Raw genomic sequence first — 21,453 nt, 5'->3', positions numbered from 1 at the left:
TTTTTAGGCTGAACGCTTTGATGGTTTGGTGAGTTTTTTGACGGCCATATAAGAAATTAAAATGGTGACTCGATCGAAATTTTAATTTCACAAAACCGAAGGCCTTCTTAAAGCCAACTAAAAATCTAAAATCTAAAATCTAAAATCTAAAATCAGCCGATGCTACCCGTCATCTACTCCGAAGATTTCTTGCTGCACAAGACTGGAATGCTTCACCCAGAGCGACCAGAACGTTTAACGGCGATCGTCAATGCTCTGAAAGCTGCTCCCTGGGCGGATCAAATTGAATGGCAACTGCCCACCCCAGTGGCGCAGCGCGAACAACAACTGTTCTCGGCTATCAAAAAAGTTCACTCGCAAAGATACATCAAAGAAATCGAACATTTGGCTCATCGGGGAGGCGGCTACCTCGACGGTGATACGCCGATTTCTGCTGAAAGTTACGATGTAGCGCTGCTAGCGGCGAGTGCTTGGCTCGATGGGGTCGATCGAGTGGTGGCTGCGGGGGAACCGGCTTTTGTGCTGGCTAGGCCGCCGGGACACCACGCCGAAAACGCCCGCGCGATGGGTTTTTGCTTGTTTTCCAATGCTGCGATCGCCGCTCACTACGCCTTGGAACAGCCGGGAATCAATCGTGTCGCCATCCTCGACTGGGACGTGCACCACGGCAACGGCACTCAATCTTTGGTGGAAAGCTGCCGGCAAATTGCCTACTGTTCCCTGCATCAATCTCCGTGCTATCCGGGAACGGGGGATGCCGAGGAGCGCGGTGCCTACGACAACGTGCTGAACATTCCCCTCTATCCGGGCGGTGGCATAGCTGAATACCTGAGCGCCTTTGAATCTCTTGTCGTGCCTTTTTTGTCCAAATTTGAACCGGATTTGTTGATTGTCAGCGCTGGTTATGACGCTACTGCGTCCGATCCGCTGGCGAGCATGACTCTGATGCCGTCCGATTTCGGTACTTTCACCGGATACTGCCTGGAACTCACCCGCCGTATAGCTTTTGGTTTGGAGGGGGGTTACGCGCTGAAAGAGTTGGCCGAGTCGGTTGTGGCGACTATTGACCGATGCCTCAATTAGCTGGAAAATTGGCATAGGGGAAAATAAGGTTGAGAAGCCATGAGGACGAGATGGAGAGTTTTTGAGGGCGATCGCGCTGCAAGGGCCTTTTTCCCTCTGACTTCTGACTTTTCCCCTCTGACTTTAGTGACAAGCATCACAAATTTAAGAGATCCAAGTCACTGCCGATCCAAGTCTCGGTCACAGATTTTTAACCGAAAAATCACACCGTGTCAATGTTTTCGATCGCCTGTGAAGTCGCTCCCAGAGTGCATAATACAAATACAACAAGCCTGTTAAAATTTTATCTGTCTCAATCAACTAGGAGGTTTATCATGTCAGTATCCCAAATGACACTCGAAGAGTTATTTGGTCAGGTCATGTTCTCCAGCGTCGTGACTCGCCACGACCGGAGACAGCTCAGATCTGCACTCTTAGAAAGAACACTGAATGAAGATGAGTATGCCATCATCAACCGACTGCTGTACAACGTTCGCCGCGGTTGGGTAAAAATTGTCGATTAAAGACATGGCAGCCACTCTCTGTAAAGGAGTTAATACCATTTTCGATTTGCGATTTGCGATTTGCGATTAAAGAATTGGTGATGACTGATAACTATCGGGGTTGAGAGCACGGGCCTACAGTTACATTTTTTGGGAACTCGTTACAAGTAGAACTTGCCAATTCGGGAAGTTTTTTGTGTTTGATAGTTGGCTCGAAAGTGTGATGTGTTTGACCAGTGTGTTAATTATCAAAATCTCGCTACACATCAGCCTATAGGTAGAGATAATTATAAAATAACAGGTTTCGGGTGCATCTCTACTTGTTGAACAATTGTGAGTTTTGAGTTGTTAACTGCAAAGTTAGAATTAACTCAAAACTCATAATTTTTTGGATTTGATATCATGTCGGATCGATTGACCGCGATTAAAGGCCAGGGCGGGTTTACAGATTTTCCCGTTTCTATTCAATATCTTGGCTCACGGGCCCCTACAGGAATCATGGTTAATTGACCGGACATGATTTGAGATGGGAGATTAAATAGTGGGAAAACTGATGAATATCAGGGTTGAGAACCGCTATAAAGTTAATATTTTATAAACGGGTATTAAAAATCAAAACTAGAATCTGTTTCCGGTTGAGGAGGATTGTGCGATCGTACAAGCACACCGAGTCGCATTGGCGATCGACCCTTCCGGCAATTTGAGCTCAGAAGTGTCAAAATATTAACAACCAGTTCATCCCCAAAATATATGGCTCCCGCCGTTTTAATTGAAAATCTTCAGAAACGCTACGGCACTGTAGAAGCCGTTAAAGATGTTTCCTTCAAGGTAGAACCGGGGGAAATATTTGGTTTGCTAGGCCCCAACGGTGCAGGCAAAACCACAACCCTGCGGGTACTTTGTACTTTGAGTGCGCCCGATAGCGGACGCATTGAAGTGTCTGGCATTTCTGCTGTCAGCCAGCCGAGAATTGCTAGACAAAGACTAGGCTATGTCGCCCAAGAAGTGGCTCTCGATAAGGTGCTGACGGGGCGAGAACTCTTGCAACTGCAAGCAGCGCTTTACCATTTGCCGCGCCCTAGGATTAAAGGGCGGATTGACGAAATGGTGAAACTCCTGGGTTTGGAGGAGTGGGAAAATAAAAAGACGGGTACTTATTCCGGCGGTATCCGCAAACGCCTCGACTTAGCTGCTGGGTTGCTTCACCAGCCGGATGTTTTGGTGTTAGACGAACCGACTGTCGGGCTGGATATTGAAAGCCGGGTGGTGGTGTGGGATTTCCTGCGCCGCTTGCGGGAGGAAGGTACGACGGTTTTGATTACGAGTCACTATCTCGAAGAAGTTGACGCTTTGGCCGATCGCGTGGCGATTATTGACAAGGGTACGGTGATTGCTGAGGGTACGCCGGAGGAGTTGAAAAATCGGGTTGGGGGCGATCGGGTGACTTTGCGGATTCGGGAGTTTTCGCCGATGGAAGAAGCCGAAAAAGCCAAAACTTTAATGCAATCTTTGCCTTTTGTGCAGGAAGTAATTGTCAACGCGGCTCAAGGAAATTCTCTCAATTTAGTAGTAACACCGCAAAGCGATGCGCTGGTGACTATTCAGCAAGCTTTAAAAAATGCGGGATTGCCTACTTTTGGGATTGCTCAATCTCGGCCGAGTTTGGATGATGTGTATTTGGCTGCGACTGGTAAGACGCTGTTGGATGCGGAGTTGGCTGCTGCTAGCAACCGCGATTTGAAGGCGGAGCAAAAACAGGCGATGCGATCGTAGTTTAGTTTAATAAACCTGTCCAATAATTATTGTGGAACAGGCATCTTGCCTGTTCGAGACGCTCTTTCCCTGAGCCCGTCAGGGGTTGAAACCCCTGCCTCAAAGCTAAAGTCCTCTCAAGAGGACTGAAGAAATCATTACTCATTAGTCCTCTTTAGAGGACTTTAGCTATTAGCCAGGGAATTAATTCCCTGGCGGTCTTTCGGTTGAAGCGAAAACCAATGAGCAATGCTTTATCCTTATCTTTTCGGCAGATTTGATATCATACATCCAACACTTGCTCTGCTGTCAATGCTAATTCGGGGAAAGTTCGAGATATAATTCGCTCAGTTCCTCGGTAAGCAGTCATTTGATAAACCCCATTTTCATCGAGCAGGTAAACAAAAACAGTCGGTTCTTTCGGGTTGCCCAAATAGTTTCGGCTACCCAAAGCTAAATAATCGACAATCCAATATTCAGAAATTCCCAGCCGCTGATATTCATCCAGCTTGTCGATATAATCATCTTCCCAATTTGTTGAGACAACTTCTACAACTAATTGTGGTGGTTCAGTTAGGGCTGAATAGGCGAAGGGCTGCGATTCCCAGAGGGTTTTGTCTACTACTGTAACATCAGGATGCCGGCCTTGTTCTTTACCATTGGGGGTTAATGTCCTGACTACAATTCTGCCAGATATTCTGTAATTAAGGTTGAGTCGTTTTACTTCGTCGTAGAACGTATTTTCAATAAAATCAGCTACATTTTCGTGGAGTCTGATTGTTGGTAATATTTTGAGAATTTCTCCATTAGCCAGTTCATAGCGTCCGTCTTCATCTGGAAGTTGCTTGATGAATCGATCGAAAGTGAGCATTAGTTTAGGTTGGGTTTGAGTTGCGATCGTGGTTGGCTCTCATTTAACTAGATTAGGACTTACGCATGGTGGCCCAGAAACCGGGTTTTTTTACGAAATACTTAGTTACATACCGTAAATTAGTTAAAAAACCCGGTTTCTTTAATCGGAGCGCGTCCAGGACTATAGATATTTAAGACTATTCTGCAACCATTTTAACATACTGTTTTAACACAGGTGGAATCGTGAAAACGGTTTCTGTTTCACCGCTCAATTTTTTTATAATTCCCCGTCTGGTTAAAGATAGAATAGCTTTACATAATTCGCCCTGCGAACCTTGACCTTTTGACATGAATTGAGTAAACGAAACAGGTTCTATTTCATTACTAAGTTGCGAAATCGCCTGTTTTTCTATTTCGGACAACCGCTGATAGTGCTGCTGCAATATCGGTGTCAATTCATCGCTTAAAAATACTGGTTGATAGCTTAAATATTGAGAGACTCTACCGCCAAATAAGTTGTTAATGGTTTGAGAGACTAATTTTAACCACAGGGGATTACCTTGATAAAGGTTAATCAATTCTGGCCATGTTTCTTCATCCAACAAACACTTTTGTCTAAGAATTTCGGTTGCTGCTTCACCTAAACCGGTTAACTGCAATAAACGTACTGCTGAATTATCGTCGGTGAATGTGATGATGTCTGAGGGAGGTTCCCAACTATTGAGGATTAAGCAGCTATTATGGGGAATTTCGCCGATGAGTTTAAATAGGGTTCCGTAGTTTTCATATCCGGGTTTGTAATTTCCTGCAAGTTGCCCGCTGCTGAGAATTTGCTGCACGTCATCGAGGATGATTAGACAGCGATTGTCTCGCAATGTTTCTATTAGGATTGACAACTGAGCATCGATGTTGGCGGAAAAGTTAATATCTGTTCTATCTGATAGAAATTGAATAAGATTTTTAAGAGTTGTTTCGAGGGGTGGGGAGGTGCGGAGACTGAGCCAGATGATGCGATCGAATTGAGTTTGAATTTGGGGGATGAGGTGACGGGCGATCGCACTTTTGCCGGTGCCTGCCATGCCTGTGATGGTGAGGAGGCGGCAGTTTTGCTCTAGAATCCAGGTTTCGAGGGCGGTGAGGGGTGAGTTGGGGTAGTTGTAAAAGGTTTTGATCTCCGGTGCATCTCTTAAATCGAGTCGGGGTTTCTGTTGGGTGTTGTCTTCATTTGAGGTTTGTGTAGGGGGTGAGTGTTGTGGAGCTTTTGGAGGGTGTGAGGTTTCTGTGCAAACGTTGATGTTACCTTTGTTTTGTACAAAATTAAAATCACCAAAATTTGAAACTTTAGAAAATTCATACCTCTCCATTGTGGAGCGCAAATTTGATTTCATTACATCTTCATCTAATATTTCTGAAAGAGTTTGCCATAACTTTGAGGCAATATTTCTGACATGGCGTTCAGTACAATGAACCTCTTTAGAAATTTCGGAGTATCTTTTACCTTGCCACGTTCCCCGTACTACTGCCTGTTGCAGATCGTCCAATCGTTTGCCGGTCTTAGCGAACACCAAGCCATCGGCCAACCTTAAGAGTTCTTGAACATCCATTTATTGGGTAAATGTAGGAGGTTTTATCTATTGTATCAGACTTTTTCTGACGTTTTATGGCTAAGAAGGACAAAATATGACTTTTAACGGCTAGCTAATTTTATTAACTCCTGGCAAATTGTGACATTCTCCTACTTTCCAATACATAAAAATTAAATTAAAATTTAATAACGGGCTTGAAAACAATCTTAGGCAACCTAAAAGATTTTAACAATGTAAATCTGACTGGCGCAACTATGCCAGATAGCACCGTCCATCCCTAACGGTTCAAAAAGTTGCTCAAAATGTGGCTGCATCGGTGAGCAATGTCTAGGGGATTTTCGCCTCGTGAAATGTTCGTAAAAATTTGGTAATTTCCACCAGGATAAAAAATTATGTCTAGTGCATTATCCCTACCGCAAGCTAATTTAAAAATGGCTCTCTGGCAAGTCGATGCTGATGCAATGAGTAGCAGCGACTTGTATGTGTGGTTAAATGATATCGGCTTGCCGCATGAAGTCTCGATGCGGCTGCATGAACTCGCCACATACACGAAAAAAGCTGCTAACAAAGTTTTACTTATCGGCAAAATTCTCCTGATTAAAATTATAGAATTTGTCAAAGCGCATCCCAATTTAGTTATAGGGGTTGCTGTTGGTGTCGCTGTAAGAATTTTGGCAAGTTCGATACCATTTGTCGGCCCGTTATTAGAACCTTTGGCAACAGCGCTGGGTATCCCAATTGGTGCAATAGCAGGCCACCGACTCGATCGAGGCAAAGAGGTGTCTGATGGAATTATTGGAATTGTTCAAGAGATTATTGAGATTGCTAAAGCATTTTTTCAATTAATGATAGACGTTTTCAATACAATTTTCTGCAACGTCATCACTGCTTAACTGCCTAAATTAGCAAAAAGATTGAGGTCTAATATGTCGGCAAATAAAACGCCAACCAAAGAGCAAATTCTGAAGTCAATAGAGCAACTGAAAAAAAATCCACATGATAAATTAGGGATTTTAGCAGATATTGGCATTGGTGTGGTGGGGGCTGCCGGTGCTGGTGCGGCGGTGGCAGCTTTCGGTGGTGTACCAGTTCTATTTGGGTTGTGGGTCGTTGCACCTCCCGTAGGATTAGTTGTTGGCGGTGCAGCTTTAGGTGCTGCTGCTCTTGTAGGGATAAAACGAATATTTGATGGTAATTTTGACCAGGGAAAACAAGAAGAAATACTTAAAAACTTAGAAAAACAGCTAACAGATATTGAAGACAAAGAAAGAGCCTATAACCTGAAAGACAGCGATAAAACTAAATTTATTGTTTCCTTGAAAGAACCCGTCAGGCTCGATTTAATTAGCCCGAAAGACGCTCAGGATTTAATTAGGGCCGTAGAAAGCGGTCAAATAGCAATCAAAGAGGCGATTAAAATGGTTGAGGATGTGGTTAAAGCTGCTAAACCATAACTGCCTTCTGACTGCGTAACCTGGGAATGCTAAGTTGTAAGTCTGCGATCGCCCTTACTTAAGCTAAGTGCGATCGCTCTTGATAAATAACTACTGATACTCTACTACAGCCGCGATCGCCCTGACAATTTCCTCCATATCAGTAGTCGAAAGTTCTCCTATTTTACGAATGAATCTTTGTACATCCATACCTCGCAATTGCAATACGTCCACTGCCGAAACTTTCGTTAAACCATTAGCAATATCTGGCTCAATCTTAACGTGCCAGATATTACCAGCATAATATTCTTTCCAATCTGTGATAGGTGCAGCCAGTTTCACTGGTAACTTACCAACATTATCAGAACTTACCACTACAGCCGGACGAATTTTTTTGATTTCGGCTCCCAGTGTTGGGTCAAAATTAGCCAACCAAATATCACCCCGTTTAGGAGAAGGAGAGTTAGTAGTCAATTAAATCTCCTGCTTCTAATTCTTGCCATTCTCTATCTTCCTGGTAATGTTGCAACATTGCCTCAGCTTGTCTTTCTAAAATCCTTCCCCTCTCTTCCAGCGGTAATTTCATAAATTCTCTGCGACTGGGATAGCTGGCTACTGTTGGTATTTCCAAAGCTATATCCGTCGGCTGCTTTTGAATCTTACGCTGAGAATTCAATGCTTCTATTCGATCGCCCTCAGCTTCCTCCGCTGCAATGTCAGCATCAATTTCCTCTCGGTTAGCATGGTAATAAGTCAAAGCTGCATAGACTTGGGTGAGAGTTAAATGCCCGATGCGATCGGCAATTTCTTCTGCACTCAAACTTTGCTTGTACCAAATAGCAATGCGCCGGACTGTAACACCCGTTCCGGCAATAATTGGACAGCCACCATGTATATCAGACTGACGGCTAATTAAAGTTCCTATATCGGTGATAGTTGACAAGATTCTTTCCTCCCTATTCCGATCGCTCTCTTATCTAGCATAGCACTGTCACAGCAAGAGCGATCGCGCTTCCCATCCCCCTATCGCAAAAAAGTGCGTGAAGCGGAGCTATCCCGAAGGGAAGCACCCTCATTAACTTCTTACCTCTTGATACAAACCGTCTGAAGATTCGGCTATTTTCGGCAGACTACCATCCTTAATAGCTTTCATCAAATCTTCGCGCAACGCTTCTAAAAAATAGCGATCGTTGCCGATATCTGATGCTTCATCCTCATCCAATTCTTCATCCTTCAAACGTTCTCGGTATGCCTCGATCCGAAACTCAAGAGCTTCGATAATAAATTGTACATCCTTAAAAGATAGAATCATCTGAAATCTCTTTTTAATCTTTACGCTTACTTGCCACTATGCTAACCTACTCTGTGTCAAAGCTGCTAAAGCTGAAAATCGTTAACTCACTTTGTAGAAAGATGCACTTATCAGTCGAAGAGACTCCTTGTACTCCTCTATCGGCATAATATGACTCGGTTTCCACAACCAATGATCGTTGTGGTCATTAACTAAATCAAGGGCGGCAGGAATTTCACTCTCCGCATCTAACTTCCACCAGTTTTTGTCGCTTCTTTGAGTAGCAAATGTCGAAATCCCACCTCCTAAAGTAGGATCTACCCAGATGCGACCATTTTCTTCATAAGTAGCAACATCTTTGTTCGGTCGGACATTATCCATTCTAGGTGAATTAGCGTTGCCTTGTCGATATAGAGCGATCGGTGTTTCTGCCATGTCTCGATCGAAGATTCCCAGCTATGTAGAATTTATCATAATGACTATACAACCTAATCTGCTGGCTTGTGACGATCGCCCGCCCAACACCACCAATACCTCCAGACTTGCTACTGTAAAGAGAGTTAGATTTAACTCACCCAAGAGCAGCATTCTCAAGAACAGGCAAGATGCCTGTTCCACAAAGAGTCAATTTTCTTCTTGTGGGGTGGGCTTCTAGCCCGCCCTAAAGGGATGATTGCAACTGGTGCAATATCTCAGATTTAATCAAAATCAACAACAAGCAATTATGAGCGGTACTGTTACATCCCCCAACAACCTCAACCAGCAGCGGCCACTCTCCACGGCATCCGCCGACACTTCCACTTCCCTGCTGGCCGACTTCATCCAAGAAACACTCGCCTTAACCAAGCGCCTGTTTATTCAATTGCAGCGTCGCCCCTCCACGCTAGTTGCAGGCATTATTCAGCCGCTGATGTGGTTGGTTTTGTTCGGAGCTCTGTTTGAAAATGCACCCGCAGGCTTGTTCGGCGAAAGCCAGAATTACGGACAATTTCTCGGCGCTGGTGTAATCGTTTTTACTGCTTTTGCCGGGGCGCTGAATGCTGGTTTGCCGATTATGTTCGATCGCGAGTTCGGATTTCTCAACCGCTTATTAGTCGCGCCGTTGGCTTCGAGATTTTCGATCGTCCTCGCTTCGGCTATTTTTATCGTCACCCTCAGCTTTATCCAAACCGGCACAATCGTTACAGCGGGAGCGTTTTTGGGCGCAGGATTCCCCGGAATTGCCGGACTGGGGGCGATCGCCCTGATCGTCCTACTATTAGTTTTGGGCGTCACCGGCTTGAGTCTGGGTTTAGCCTTCGCTCTCCCCGGCCACGTAGAATTAATTGCGGTAATTTTTGTTACTAACCTGCCACTGTTATTTGCCAGCACAGCCCTCGCGCCGCTGTCATTTATGCCAGAGTGGCTGCAAGTTGTGGTGACTCTCAATCCTCTGAGTTACGCGATCGAACCCATCCGCTACCTGTACCTGCACAGCGATTGGTCCCTAGCCAGTGTGGTGATGCAGGCTCCTTGGGGTAATGTTACCTTTGGAGGAGCCCTATTAGTGCTGCTGGCGTTTGATTTGGTGGCGCTGCTGAGCATTCAACCGCTGCTGAGACGCAGGTTTGCTTAGGGCGATCGTTTCACCTGCACCGTCAATTCTAGGATGCCTTTCGTCCTGTCAACTTAAGCTAAAACCGATAGTCAGTCAGGGGTTGAAACAAGACTCTCAAAGCCAAAGTCCTCTTGCATAGGACTAATGACTTCTTCAGTCCTCTTTCAGAGGACTTTAGCTATGAGACAGGGAATTCATTCCCTGGCGGACTGCCGGGTCAGCGGGAGGACTAATGACTTCTTCAGTCCTCTTTCAGAGGACTTTAGCTATGAGACAGGGAATTCATTCCCTGGCGGACTACCGGGTAAGCGAGAGGACTGGCGGACTAAAAGCTTAAGTTGAAACCAATGGGCATTGCCCTATCCTGAGCCCCAGCGAAGTAATATAATATTTAGTCACAAGTCAGAATATTGTTGAGATAGAATTGTTTTTTTGAAGATTCAACTAATAAATTATGAACACCAAAACTTCTAAATCCGGCAAATTGATGATGGGGATTGCTGCAAGCGCGATCGCATCCTGTGCTCTGTTCTCCCCTCAAGCAAGCTTCGCTCAAGCCAGCGGTTTAAATAATGCCCAACCGCTGCAAGACTTTCAAACTCAAGACAATACCGACCCCTTTTCCGGCCGCAGCAGCGGCAGCGGAATATTTGATTTAATTCACCGATCCAAATTGGGAGGCGGCCGCAGCATGGAAGAATTTACTACCGAACAGCGCCAAAATTTAAACGATGCGGCCGCCGAATTTCGGAACAAACAGCGCCTACTACTGGAAAAGCAAGCAGTACCTACACCAGGGGCGATCGCACCTGCAGAAATTACCGCCCCCGTCCCTTAAATTTACCACTGCTGTTTGCTCATTTCTCAGTCCGCGTGAGCGAAGCCAGCGCTTAGGCGGACTTCGTTTGTCTAGCAGCAATTTCAAGATCCGAATCTTATCTAAAAACCATCACCCTTAATCCCGTTCCAACCACGCCCGCATTTTACCCGGATTAAGCAAACCGTAAGGATCGACCAACTCTTTAAACTGCAACTGTTCCACATTAATACTTTTCATCCCTCCATCTTCCAATATATAAGTGTGAGGATTAGCAATCAGTGCGCCTTGCTCTTCGTGATAGCGAATAATTTCATTGAGCCGTGATTCCGTAGTGTAGCGAACTATTTGCAAAGCCGCGGCGATCGCCCTGCCATTCATCCGCAAAAACTCCAAGTGCATCATCACCTCATCCCCATAATAATTATACAGTTCCTCAATCAATTTCAAACCTTTATCTGCGGGAAAAAGCGTCTGCAAATAAGTCAGAGACGGGTCAGCGCTGCGAGCGTGTAGAGTTGTATGATTCCAAGTAAATTCAGCAATTGCTGCACCTTTGCTCGCTGCTTGCGCGTTTTTTTGATAGCAAATTGTGCCGCCATATTCGCGCACCAAATCTTGTAGCGGTTCCAGACAAGATTCAGCTACCATTAACAAAGCGCAGTGCTTACCTTCAGGAATCTCCTCGCGGAAAGCAGCAAAATAAGCAGGAATCGGCCAAGCACAAACACAAATTAGTTTTTTGATAATTCCGTCAGCATCGCCCAAAGCTTGACCGAAGTTGGCCGAGGTCATAAAATCGTCAAAAGCGACGATGATTTCCGCCCAAGGATAAGCAGGGGCGAGGGGAATTTCTAACTCAGTAATAATCCCATTTGTGCCGTAAGCGTGATTGACTTTCTGCACTTCATCGCCGCGCAATTCGATGACGCGGGGATCGTCTTCCATTGTAACGACTCGAACGGCATGAAGATTTCCCCGATCGCGCAATTGCCCGTAAGTTATCGAACCAATTCCCCCGCTACCGCCGCCGATAAATCCCCCAATCGTTGCGGTGCGGTAGGTTGAGGGAACCATCCGCAATTCCCAACCAGTTTCTCGCGCTTGTTTGTCGAAAACCGACATTTTCACCCCTGGTTCTACGCAAGCTAAACCCGGTTTTATCCAGCGGATACTGTTCATTTTGCTGGTATCTAAAATGACGCCGCCCTTGAGGGGAATGCACTGCCCGTAATTGCCCGTTCCTGCACCTCTGACTGTTAGCGGAATTTTGAATTTGACGCAGGCAGCAGCAATCCGCAAAACTTCGGCTTCGCTGGCGGGACGAACTACTAAATCTCCTGTTTTATCACTTAAGAGAGGTTGCAAAACAGGACTGAAGTGATAATAGTCTTGAGATAGCTTGACAACTTGCGCGCGATCGCTAATTATTTCAATTCCCGATAGTTCCGAAGAAAAAGCATCCCAGTCAATACTTTGAATCGCAGTTGCAGTCATTTTGTTTACTCCATGCTGGCAGTATTATATATTTTATCAAGCAGAACTTAGTAACATAAAATACTAACAGCAATGTTTCTTTAAGCAGTAAGGTGCTTATTCGTGCACCCTACACATAGAAGTTCTGCCTGCAAGACTGCTTTTTTCAATTAACAAATCCCCCAAACACTGCCATACCGTAGTATTTCCAAGGAACTGCAACAGTCTTAAACTCAGATGAGGCCAGCATTTCCAACTGTGCCGAAAGTGTAGCTAGGCGATCGGGATTAGAATACCCGTAAGAGACACTCGTTCCCACATTTGCGCGAATTTGTGCTAAGGTTTCTCCCTGATTTAGCGCCCAATCTTCTCGCGCCGCTTGATAAATATCTTTCATTGCTGCTGATTCTGCTACAAGAGGATCGGCATTCCAAAAACAGCCACCAGCATTTAAACTTTCGCGAATGCGTTGAAACAATTTCAACTTCATCTCATCCTCAAGATGGTGAATTGCCAGAGATGAAATGCAAGCATTGAATTTATCGCCCAAGCCTGAGAAATTTGGATTGTTAGCCCATTCTCCAAAATCCATTTCTATGCCAGTCCACCGGGTTGCGTATCCTGCCGACTCTATTTTGGCGCGGGCAAAATCAAGCATTCGTGGCGAGTAATCGACAGCCACTATTTCCGCAGACGGGTAGCGTTGGAGAACTTTTAAAGTGAGTTCCCCCGTACCGCAGCCGAGTTCTAAAATGCGGTGGTTTGCGTTAGCAATGCAGCCTGCTAATACATCCAACATTTCGTCATATTTAGGTAAAAGTCGCCGAATGCCGGTATCAAAATTGGCAGTATTGACGAAAACTTCTCCCGGAAAAATTTCGTGGCGCGCAGGTGAGGCAGTAGAGTCAGAATTCACGATCGCCAACCATAGACTACAATTGCTATCCTAACCGATATAAAGCAAAAATTGCATGAAGTAGGGAGAGGGCACGGCGCCGTGTCCTTACCCGATCATCTGTACTTCACTCAACAGAAAACCACTATAAAGTTATGCGTATTCTTACGGATAAGCGAAACCCTCGCGGTAAACAATAATTAACCGAAAGCATCCACGATACAAGCCCCCGGATTCATCCGTGGGGTCAATACTTCAAATCTAAAATCTAAAATCTAAAATCTAAAATCGATTGACCCTCCGTTACACCCAGAGAGTCTTGCTTTACCCCGGACGCCAGCAAAACAGTCTGAAAAAGCAGTGTTATGTTAGTAGTGCATAAATTCCAATCAAGATTAAACCTCACACTTGAGGATACCATGCGCCAGTTGATTTCTAAAATTCGGGCTGCCATCAGCCAATTAATTTACAAGCGAATTCTGCTTGCGGTGACAATTTTATTTTGTGTAGGTGTAGGAGTAGCAATGGCAAATATGTCTCGTCTTTCCTCCACCCTAATCGAATCGCAAGCCCTCCAAAATGCCACCCTCTATGCCCAAGCAGTTAAAGAAGCCCGCACCCTTTACAGTTCCGATGTTATCAATCCTCTCAACGCCGCTAAAGCAATTAACTTTACCCACGACTACAACCCGACAAAAGTAACAATTCCGGTACCGGCCACTTTCTTAATAGAACTCGGAAAAAATATCACCAAGAAAAATCCCGAAGTATCGCTTCGTCTCTACAGCGACTACCCGTTTCCCTGGCGGCGAGAAGAAGGCGGAGTCCGAGACGATTTTGAACGGCAAGCTATTACGTATTTGACGCAAAATCCGACACAAAAGTTTTTCCGAGTTGATAATTTTCGCGGCAAGCCAGCCTTTCGATATGCCGAGGCAGATATTCTAAGTTCTACCTGCCTTAACTGTCACAATACTCACCGCGACAGTCCTAAAAGTGATTGGAAAGTAGGAGATGTGCGGGGGATATTAGAAATTACTCAACCTCTCGATACCATCACTCAAACTACTCAAAGTGAACTTAAAAACCTGTTTTTACTGTTAGTAGGACTTTCAGCTTTAGGGGTGACAGGATTAACTTTATCTATCAGCAGGTTGCGCCAAAATGCTAAACAATTAGAACAGCGGGTCAGGGAACGGACGGCACAATTGCAAGAAACTAATGTAGAATTGGTAAAAGAACAGGAAAAGTGCGATCGCCTGCTGCTCAATATTTTACCCGAATCCATTGCTGCTAAGCTAAAAAACGGTCAAAGCAGTATTGCTGACGGCTTCGCAGAAGTCACTATTTTGTTTGCAGATATCGTAGGCTTTACCGTGCTTTCAGCACAAATATCTCCCGAAGAATTGCTCAAGTTTCTCAACGAAATTTTTTCAGCCTTCGATGGTTTAACGGAAAAGTATGGGTTGGAAAAAATCAAAACAATTGGAGATGCTTACATGGTAGTCGGAGGTTTGCCCAATCCCAGCACCAACCACGCCGAAAGCATTGCGGAAATGGCTTTAGATATGCAGGAGGAATTAGCAAAATTTAATGCCAAACATCATGCAGGAATTAACATTCGCATCGGTATCAATACCGGGCCTGCAATTGCGGGGGTTATTGGCACTAAAAAATTCATTTACGATCTCTGGGGCGATGCCGTCAATACAGCATCCCGCATGGAATCCCACGGGATTGCCGGCGCGATTCAAGTCACACAATCAACTTACGATATCTTGAGAAATAAGTATCTGTTTGAAGACAGAGGAATTATCCACATCAAAGGCAAGGGCGATATGAATACTTATCTGCTTGCAGGCAGGCTAGTCAGCGCAGTTTCGGTTTAATTTGTTTATTATATTATTAAGGGGTCTGCTAGTTAGTCGAGAGTCATCAGTCATTATATCATGTCCGGTCGATCGACCGCGATTTTCGTAGGTGCCCGTGAGCCAACAATACCTGCCAATAATTGACAATCTGAAAAACCCGCCCCGACCGCGATATTATGGTTAATCAATCGGACATGATATTAGTCAGCAACAAGCAGCCAAAAAGTAACAGTTAATGGCTGCTGGCTGCTGAGTGCTGACAATTACAGGAATTACACAGGGGATGCGAAAAACCCGGTTTCTGCGCGCTTGCTTCGTTGACAAACCCAAAATTGATTACCAGAAACCCGGTTTTTTTTCTTATGTCCTACATTAGCCATTTGCAAAATAGTAAATTTTATGCGATCGCGGATTTTATCATTCTTGAAATTTTTCCAATCTCGCTTGTCTAGGCAAATAGCTTTGTGGGTATTTGCTAGCATTCTTGTCATAGAGGGAATTATTTTAGTTCCCTCTTATTTTCGGCGAGAAAGTGAACTTTTAACTCAACTGGAACAGGTATCTCGGGCGACTGTTGATTCCCTAGAGTTTTTGCTCCAACAAGATATTTCCGATCGCACTTTCTTGCAAGAAGAAGTTAAAAACATTATTAAGGATTCTCAAGTAGTGTTAGGACTGTCTATTTACCAAGCTAACGGTGAGCTAATATATACACTTGGCGAACCGCCAGAAATCCGTTTCGAGCAACTAAAAAAATCTCGTATAGTTCACAATCACAATTTCGATGACAAGAGGTACGATATTGCTTGGACGGAGAGACATTTGGGAGGCGATTATATCTTAATTGTTCGCCACGATGCTTCCACGGTTCAGCCAGAACTATACGCATTTATCGCACGGGTTGCTGTTCTAGTCATCATTATATCAGCCTTTGTCACTTCTGTGACTATGTTCTTTTTAGGGGTGACAGTAATTGCACCTATCTTGAGATTGCGCGATGACTTGATCGCTGCTGGAGACGCTTTGAGCAAAGATCGAAAACAACCTGATTTCTACTCTCTGTCTGTCAAGCGGGATGACGAGTTGGGAGAACTTATGGTCGCATTCAATCAAATGTTTCACCGAGTATACAAGGAAATCGCACAGCGGAAACAAGCTGAAGAAGTATTGCGCGCCGAACAAGAAAAGTCGGAACGTTTATTACTAAATATATTACCGGTAATGATTGCCGATCGCCTAAAACAAGGCCAGATAAATATTGCGGACGGATTTGCCGAGGTTACGGTTTTGTTTGCTGATATTGTGGGCTTTACCGAAATATCTTCGCGCACATCTCCTGAAGAATTAGTGGAGTTGCTTAACAAAATATTTTCATCTTTCGATCGCTTAAGCGAACAATACGGCTTAGAAAAAATTAAGACTATCGGCGACAATTATATGGTAGCAGGCGGTTTGCCGCTTCCCTGTACAAATCACGCCGAATCTATTGCCGAAATGGCTCTGGAAATGCAGCAAGAAATTATGAAATTCCGCGACGAATGCGGTCAACCTCTCAATATCCGCATTGGCATTAATACTGGGCCTGTTGTAGCAGGTGTCATCGGCACTAAAAAGTTTATTTACGATTTGTGGGGAGATGCTGTGAATACAGCAAGCCGCATGGAATCTCAGGGACTTCCGGGTAAAATTCAAGTTAGTAACTCCACTTATGAGTTGCTGTGCGATAAGTATTTGTTGGAAAAACGCGGTAAAATTAATGTTAAAGGCAAAGGATCTATGACAACTTATTTGCTGAAAGGTCGAAAATTGTAACTGACAATTTTAACCATCGCCCGCGAATAAGTGAGATGGCGGCAGACGTTACAGCGCAGCCGCCCTCGACACCAAACTAGATTTTTTTTGAACGAACCGCGAAGACGCGAAGGACACGAAGGACACGAAGGAAGAGAATAAGAAAGAAGACAAAATAAAAAGTTCACATGGGAGTTATTATTGCTATATTAAAAGGCAGGTTAATATTAGTAATCGGGGCAAAAATGACTGCGAATCAGGAACAGAATTATTCAACTTCACCGATTTGGCAGCCCTTCACGCAAATGAAAACGGCGGCCCCGCCGCTGAAGGTAATTCGCGGCAAAGGATCGGTGCTGGAATTAGCAGACGGGCGGCAAATTCTCGACTGCATTTCTAGTTGGTGGGTGACTGTTCACGGGCACAGCCATCCGGTTCTGGCCGAGGCTCTTTACGAACAAGCTCAAAATTTAGAACACGTAATCTTTGCCGGATTTACTCACGAACCGGCCCAGAAACTTGCGAGTAAATTGCTAACTCATACGCCTGCTTCTTTAACGCGTATTTTCTTTTCTGATAACGGCTCGACTGCTGTTGAAGTTGCTCTGAAAATGGCATTTCAATATTGGCAAAATATCGGAGAAACTAATCGCACTAGCTTTATTAGTTTTGAGGGAGGTTATCACGGCGATACTGTGGGCGCGATGTCGGCTGGCAGAAGTTCGCTGTGGTGGGAATCTTTTGCACCTTTAATGTTTGCTGGGGATGTTGTTCCTTTTCCGGCGACTTTTGACGGCGATGATGAGGTGGAAAGCAAGGAGGCGGCGAGTTTAGAGAAATTGGAGTTTTTGTTAAAGCAGGGCAGCTATGCGGGAATTTTTATCGAACCTTTGGTGCAAGGTTCTGGGGGGATGCGAATGTGCCGCCCTGAGTTTTTGCGGGCGATCGCACAACTTGCGGGCCAGTTTAATGTATTGTTGATTTACGATGAAGTAATGACGGGTTTTGGGCGCACGGGTGAACTGTTTGCCTCGGTTAAATCTGGAACTTCACCGGATATCCTGTGTTTGTCTAAAGGATTGTCTGGTGGCTGTTTGCCAATTGCTGTCACAATGGCGTCAGAGGATATTTATCAAGCTTTCTGGCGAGATGAATGGGACAAAGCTTTTTTTCACGGTCATTCTTACACCGGAAATCCCTTAGCTTGTGCGGTGAGTGTAGCATCGATGGAGCTTTTGGAGCAAAACCCAAATGTTTATCAAGGGATGGAAAAACTGCACCGCCAATATCTGAATCAATGGCTGAGAAATCATCCTAAACTAGAACGGATTCGGACTTGTGGCACCATCGCAGCAATGGAGGTGAAAACCGAAAGCGTTTCCGGTTATTTTAATGACATCGGTTCTGTATTGAAAGCCAGATTTCTCGAAGCGGGGTTTTTGCTCCGCCCCTTGGGAAATACGCTTTACTTGATGCCTCCCTACTGCATTTCTCCTGATGAACTAGAATCGATTTATCGGGTAATTCGTCAGGTTTTGGATACTCTGTAAACCCTTTAATTTTAGTAATGAATTTACCCAATTGGAACGATTTGGCTGACGACGCGCTGGCGGGCAAATGTCTCTCTCGCGAGCAATCTTTAGCCGTATTGCGCGCACCGGATGAGGTTTTGCTGGAACAACTAAACGCAGCTTATCGGGTGCGCCGCCACTACTGGGGAAACCGAGTCAGGTTGCACTATTTGTTAAATGCTCAAAGTGGCCTTTGTCCTGAAGATTGCCATTATTGTTCTCAGTCAAAAATTTCGACTGCGGAAATTGAGAAATATCCGCTTTTAGCTAAGGAGAAAATTCTGGATGCCGCCCAACGCGCAGCAGATTTAAAAGCTGGTACGTTTTGTTTGGTGATTTCGGGCCGCCAACCTAGCGCATCTACTTTCGATCGCGTTTTGGATGCTGTCGAGACTGTGAAGGCAAATTATAACCTGAAAATTTGCGCTTGTTTGGGATTGTTGAGCCAGGAGCAAACTCATCGGCTGGCTAAAGCTGGAGTCGATCGCGTAAATCACAATCTCAATACTTCCGAATCATATCACACGGACATTTGCACCACTCACACTTTTGGCGATCGGGTTGAAACCGTCGAACACGTAAAAGCAGCGGGAATCACAACTTGTTCCGGCGGAATTTTGGGGATGGGCGAATCGGATGATGATGCGATCGATTTAGCCCTTTCGCTTCGCAAGTTGGGCGTTACTAGCGTGCCGGTTAACTTTTTTATTCCGATTCCTGGCACGCCATTTGCAGATGTGAACAGGTTAACTCCCCGCCAATGTTTGCGAATTCTTTGTTTGTTCCGATTTTTGCTTCCCAGTCAAGAAATTCGGATTGCTGGGGGACGGGAGGTGCATTTGCGATCGCTGCAACCTCTCGGCCTTTACCCTGCTAATTCTATCTTTGTTGGCGATTATCTGACAACTCCCGGACAAGCTGCCCATCAAGATTGGGACATGATTCGAGATGCGGGATTTGCGATCGAATCCCCCGAAGGTTCTCTCTTAGAAGTTGATTCAGCAGTTACCAAATCCGAACAAAAAACCCTGGTTGTGTAACTCTTATAGCAGTTTTCAATCGGATGAAATAGAGTAGGACACGGCAATGCCCAAAGCGTGTCAAATTAGTACCATCCTGCTGTTTGACTATTAGGGTTCGATCCCCCCTAGCCCCCCTTAAGAAGGGGGGGACAAGAGTTTGATCAAAGTCAACCCCTACTCCCCTTCTTAAGGGGGATTTAGGGGGTTCTAGACTATGGTAAAACCGATATTTATCAATGGTTTTAGCATTAAGTTGATACCAATGGGATCTTGGAGTGTCCCTACGGTTAACATTCTTCAATCTAAAATCTAAAATCTAAAATCTAAAATCATACAAGGGGGGGGAAATTGTGGACAAACGCGAAGAAATTACGATCGCAGAATACCAGCTAACTGCCGAATCTTTCCGATCGGGAACTTGGCATCACGACGTATCCCAAAATCGATCCGCACTGACCGCTGCCATGCCCCGCAATCCCGGTAAAATTCTCGATATAGGATGCGGGCCGGGACGAGATTTAGTAGCCTTCAAGAGCCAAGGACACACAGTTGTAGGCTTAGATGCAACTCCAGCTTTTGTAGAAATAGCAAAAGAGTTGTCAGGATGCGAAGTTTGGCAACAATCTTTTCTGAATCTAGACTTGCCAGAGGCAGAATTTGACGGTATTTTTGCCAATGCTTCCCTGATTCACGTTCCCAGCGACGAGATGGTAAAAGTGCTGCAAAATTTGCACAAAGCCTTAGTTGTTAGCGGTGCAATTGTCATGTCAATGTGCCGGGGAAATTGGGAAGGATACGACGAGAGACCAACGGGAAAACGCTATACAGCCGGATGGGAATATCATACTTTAGCGCCTTGTTTAGAACAAGCGGGATTTGCAATTGTCAATCACTACTATCGCCCCCCCGGCTTACCCCGCGAAGCTCAATCTTGGGTAGTAATAGTGGGCAAAAAACTCTAACGTAAATGGGAAATTGGGAATCGGGAATTGCGAATCTTTCCCCTCTCTTCCTCTGCGCCCTCTGCGCCCTCTGCGGTTAAAAAAACTAATTGAAAAATTTACAGAGGATTGTTGTATAATTATATCCAGTCAAATAAACCACTTTCTGCACCAATTAAATCCCAATTAATATGACAGAGAAATTCCACATTTTTTTAGCAGGTGCTAGTCGAGGAGTCGGCTTAGAAATCGCCAAATGTCTGACAGCACAAAAGATGCAAGTAACTGCACTTTTGCGATCGCCCGCAACCAGCACCGAATTAGAAGCAATGGGCATCAAAGTCGTGACTGGCGATGCTTTGGATGCAGCAGCTATGGAAGCGGCGATGGCTGGCGGTGAGCCAATTCATGCCGTAATCAGCACAATTGGCGGCTTGCCCAAAGATGTAGAATTATCCGATTATTTGGGCAACAAAAACTTGATTGATGCGGCTGTCAAAGCAGGCGTGCAAAAATTTATTTTAGTTTCATCAATCGGCAGCGGTAATAGTGTCGGCGCTTTGCCGCCCCAAGCTTTAGAAACTTTGCGCCCGGTTTTAATTGAGAAAGAAAAAGCCGAAAATCATTTGATAGAAAGCGGGATGATTTATACAGTGATTCGTCCGGGCGGACTCAAATCGGAACCTGCCACAGGCAACGGTATTTTAACAGAAGATTTTCGAGTTTCTGGAACGATTCACCGGGCGGATGTAGCGCTGCTAGTTTGTCAGTGTTTAGTTTCTGAGGCTGCTAACAATAAAGTTTTCTCGGCTGTAGATAAACAAATGCTTTACGGCAATCCAAAATTTGAGGTATTAAATCTTTAGGGGCGGGTTTAGCGCAAAATAAGCTGTCTCGCATCTAAATTTTATTTTTTGGGCGGGCTAGAAGCCCAACCCCTACTCCCCACAAGAAAATTGAACTTTTGTGGAACAGGCATCTTGCCTGTTCCTA

21 protein-coding genes are annotated in these 21,453 nt (G+C 44.9%); 13 read left to right on the top strand and 8 right to left on the bottom strand.

Annotated features, from left to right (window positions below; all coding sequences use genetic code 11):
- Positions 1-159: 159 nt before the first annotated feature.
- From QUB24_RS14740 to QUB24_RS14730, 3 genes are all read left to right on the top strand, one after another.
- The gene (locus QUB24_RS14740; RefSeq protein WP_333153898.1) at positions 160-1,083 is read left to right on the top strand and encodes a histone deacetylase; all 924 of its coding nucleotides are present in this window, start codon (positions 160-162) and stop codon (positions 1,081-1,083) included.
- A 314-nt stretch (positions 1,084-1,397) separates the two neighbouring features.
- The gene (locus tag QUB24_RS14735) at positions 1,398-1,586 is read left to right on the top strand and encodes a hypothetical protein (RefSeq protein ID WP_015175516.1); all 189 of its coding nucleotides are present in this window, start codon (positions 1,398-1,400) and stop codon (positions 1,584-1,586) included.
- A gap of 729 nt (positions 1,587-2,315) precedes the next feature.
- Positions 2,316-3,338: an ATP-binding cassette domain-containing protein gene (locus QUB24_RS14730; RefSeq protein WP_333153897.1), complete on the top strand. Its 1,023-nt coding sequence runs from the start codon at positions 2,316-2,318 to the stop codon at positions 3,336-3,338.
- A 262-nt stretch (positions 3,339-3,600) separates the two neighbouring features.
- Here the strand turns inward: QUB24_RS14730 and QUB24_RS14725 are convergent, their stop codons facing one another.
- Both QUB24_RS14725 and QUB24_RS14720 read right to left on the bottom strand, forming a co-directional pair.
- A complete protein-coding gene (locus QUB24_RS14725) occupies positions 3,601-4,188 on the bottom strand; it encodes a Uma2 family endonuclease (RefSeq protein ID WP_333153896.1) in 588 nt (195 codons plus the stop codon).
- A gap of 178 nt (positions 4,189-4,366) precedes the next feature.
- On the bottom strand, positions 4,367-5,773 hold the full coding sequence (locus QUB24_RS14720; RefSeq protein WP_333153895.1) for an NB-ARC domain-containing protein: 1,407 nt from the start codon (positions 5,771-5,773) through the stop codon (positions 4,367-4,369).
- Between the two features lie 374 nt (positions 5,774-6,147).
- Between QUB24_RS14720 and QUB24_RS14715 the strand changes: the two genes are divergently transcribed.
- Both QUB24_RS14715 and QUB24_RS14710 read left to right on the top strand, forming a co-directional pair.
- Positions 6,148-6,648, top strand: coding sequence for a hypothetical protein (locus QUB24_RS14715; protein WP_333153894.1), 501 nt, complete (start codon positions 6,148-6,150; stop codon positions 6,646-6,648).
- A gap of 33 nt (positions 6,649-6,681) precedes the next feature.
- Complete coding sequence (locus tag QUB24_RS14710; protein ID WP_333153893.1) at positions 6,682-7,209, top strand: hypothetical protein; 528 nt, start codon at positions 6,682-6,684, stop codon at positions 7,207-7,209.
- A gap of 90 nt (positions 7,210-7,299) precedes the next feature.
- Here the strand turns inward: QUB24_RS14710 and QUB24_RS14705 are convergent, their stop codons facing one another.
- The 4 genes from QUB24_RS14705 to QUB24_RS14690 all read right to left on the bottom strand — a co-directional run bounded on the left by QUB24_RS14705 (position 7,300) and on the right by QUB24_RS14690 (position 8,914).
- Complete coding sequence (locus QUB24_RS14705; RefSeq protein WP_333153892.1) at positions 7,300-7,662, bottom strand: type II toxin-antitoxin system PemK/MazF family toxin; 363 nt, start codon at positions 7,660-7,662, stop codon at positions 7,300-7,302.
- Complete coding sequence (locus tag QUB24_RS14700) at positions 7,652-8,131, bottom strand: DUF433 domain-containing protein (protein ID WP_333153891.1); 480 nt, start codon at positions 8,129-8,131, stop codon at positions 7,652-7,654. The genes QUB24_RS14705 and QUB24_RS14700 overlap by 11 nt, the downstream gene beginning before the upstream one ends.
- A gap of 132 nt (positions 8,132-8,263) precedes the next feature.
- Positions 8,264-8,500: a hypothetical protein gene (locus QUB24_RS14695; protein WP_333153890.1), complete on the bottom strand. Its 237-nt coding sequence runs from the start codon at positions 8,498-8,500 to the stop codon at positions 8,264-8,266.
- Positions 8,501-8,581: 81 nt separating this feature from the next.
- A complete protein-coding gene (locus QUB24_RS14690) occupies positions 8,582-8,914 on the bottom strand; it encodes a Tse2 family ADP-ribosyltransferase toxin (protein WP_333142489.1) in 333 nt (110 codons plus the stop codon).
- A 289-nt stretch (positions 8,915-9,203) separates the two neighbouring features.
- Here QUB24_RS14690 and QUB24_RS14685 point away from each other — a divergent pair, with 289 nt between their 5' ends.
- The gene (locus QUB24_RS14685) at positions 9,204-10,094 is read left to right on the top strand and encodes an ABC transporter permease (protein ID WP_333153889.1); all 891 of its coding nucleotides are present in this window, start codon (positions 9,204-9,206) and stop codon (positions 10,092-10,094) included.
- A 436-nt stretch (positions 10,095-10,530) separates the two neighbouring features.
- The gene (locus QUB24_RS14680; RefSeq protein ID WP_333153888.1) at positions 10,531-10,914 is read left to right on the top strand and encodes a hypothetical protein; all 384 of its coding nucleotides are present in this window, start codon (positions 10,531-10,533) and stop codon (positions 10,912-10,914) included.
- 117 nt (positions 10,915-11,031) lie between these two features.
- Here QUB24_RS14680 and QUB24_RS14675 read toward each other — a convergent pair whose 3' ends face one another.
- A complete protein-coding gene (locus tag QUB24_RS14675; protein ID WP_333153887.1) occupies positions 11,032-12,390 on the bottom strand; it encodes an FAD-binding oxidoreductase in 1,359 nt (452 codons plus the stop codon).
- A 145-nt stretch (positions 12,391-12,535) separates the two neighbouring features.
- Positions 12,536-13,285, bottom strand: a complete 750-nt coding sequence (locus tag QUB24_RS14670; protein WP_333153886.1) for a class I SAM-dependent methyltransferase — start codon at positions 13,283-13,285, stop codon at positions 12,536-12,538.
- A gap of 398 nt (positions 13,286-13,683) precedes the next feature.
- Between QUB24_RS14670 and QUB24_RS14665 the strand changes: the two genes are divergently transcribed.
- The 6 genes from QUB24_RS14665 (at position 13,684) to QUB24_RS14640 (ending at position 21,326) form a co-directional block, all read left to right on the top strand.
- A complete protein-coding gene (locus QUB24_RS14665; protein WP_333153885.1) occupies positions 13,684-15,153 on the top strand; it encodes an adenylate/guanylate cyclase domain-containing protein in 1,470 nt (489 codons plus the stop codon).
- Positions 15,154-15,534: 381 nt separating this feature from the next.
- Entirely contained in the window at positions 15,535-16,947 is a 1,413-nt protein-coding gene (locus QUB24_RS14660; RefSeq protein WP_333153884.1) for an adenylate/guanylate cyclase domain-containing protein, read from the top strand.
- 224 nt (positions 16,948-17,171) lie between these two features.
- Entirely contained in the window at positions 17,172-18,476 is a 1,305-nt protein-coding gene (gene bioA, locus QUB24_RS14655; RefSeq protein WP_333153883.1) for an adenosylmethionine--8-amino-7-oxononanoate transaminase, read from the top strand.
- Positions 18,477-18,493: 17 nt separating this feature from the next.
- The gene (gene bioB / locus QUB24_RS14650) at positions 18,494-19,537 is read left to right on the top strand and encodes a biotin synthase BioB (RefSeq protein ID WP_333153882.1); all 1,044 of its coding nucleotides are present in this window, start codon (positions 18,494-18,496) and stop codon (positions 19,535-19,537) included.
- Between the two features lie 332 nt (positions 19,538-19,869).
- On the top strand, positions 19,870-20,481 hold the full coding sequence (locus QUB24_RS14645; protein ID WP_333153881.1) for a class I SAM-dependent methyltransferase: 612 nt from the start codon (positions 19,870-19,872) through the stop codon (positions 20,479-20,481).
- 170 nt (positions 20,482-20,651) lie between these two features.
- A complete protein-coding gene (locus QUB24_RS14640) occupies positions 20,652-21,326 on the top strand; it encodes an SDR family oxidoreductase (protein WP_333153880.1) in 675 nt (224 codons plus the stop codon).
- Positions 21,327-21,453: the final 127 nt, after the last annotated feature.

Origin of the sequence: Microcoleus sp. B9-D4 (assembly GCF_036705105.1) — a bacterium.
GTDB lineage: Bacteria > Cyanobacteriota > Cyanobacteriia > Cyanobacteriales > Microcoleaceae > Microcoleus.
The sequence above is the reverse complement of the archived record's forward strand: the minus strand, read 5'-3'. Positions and strand labels throughout refer to the sequence as shown.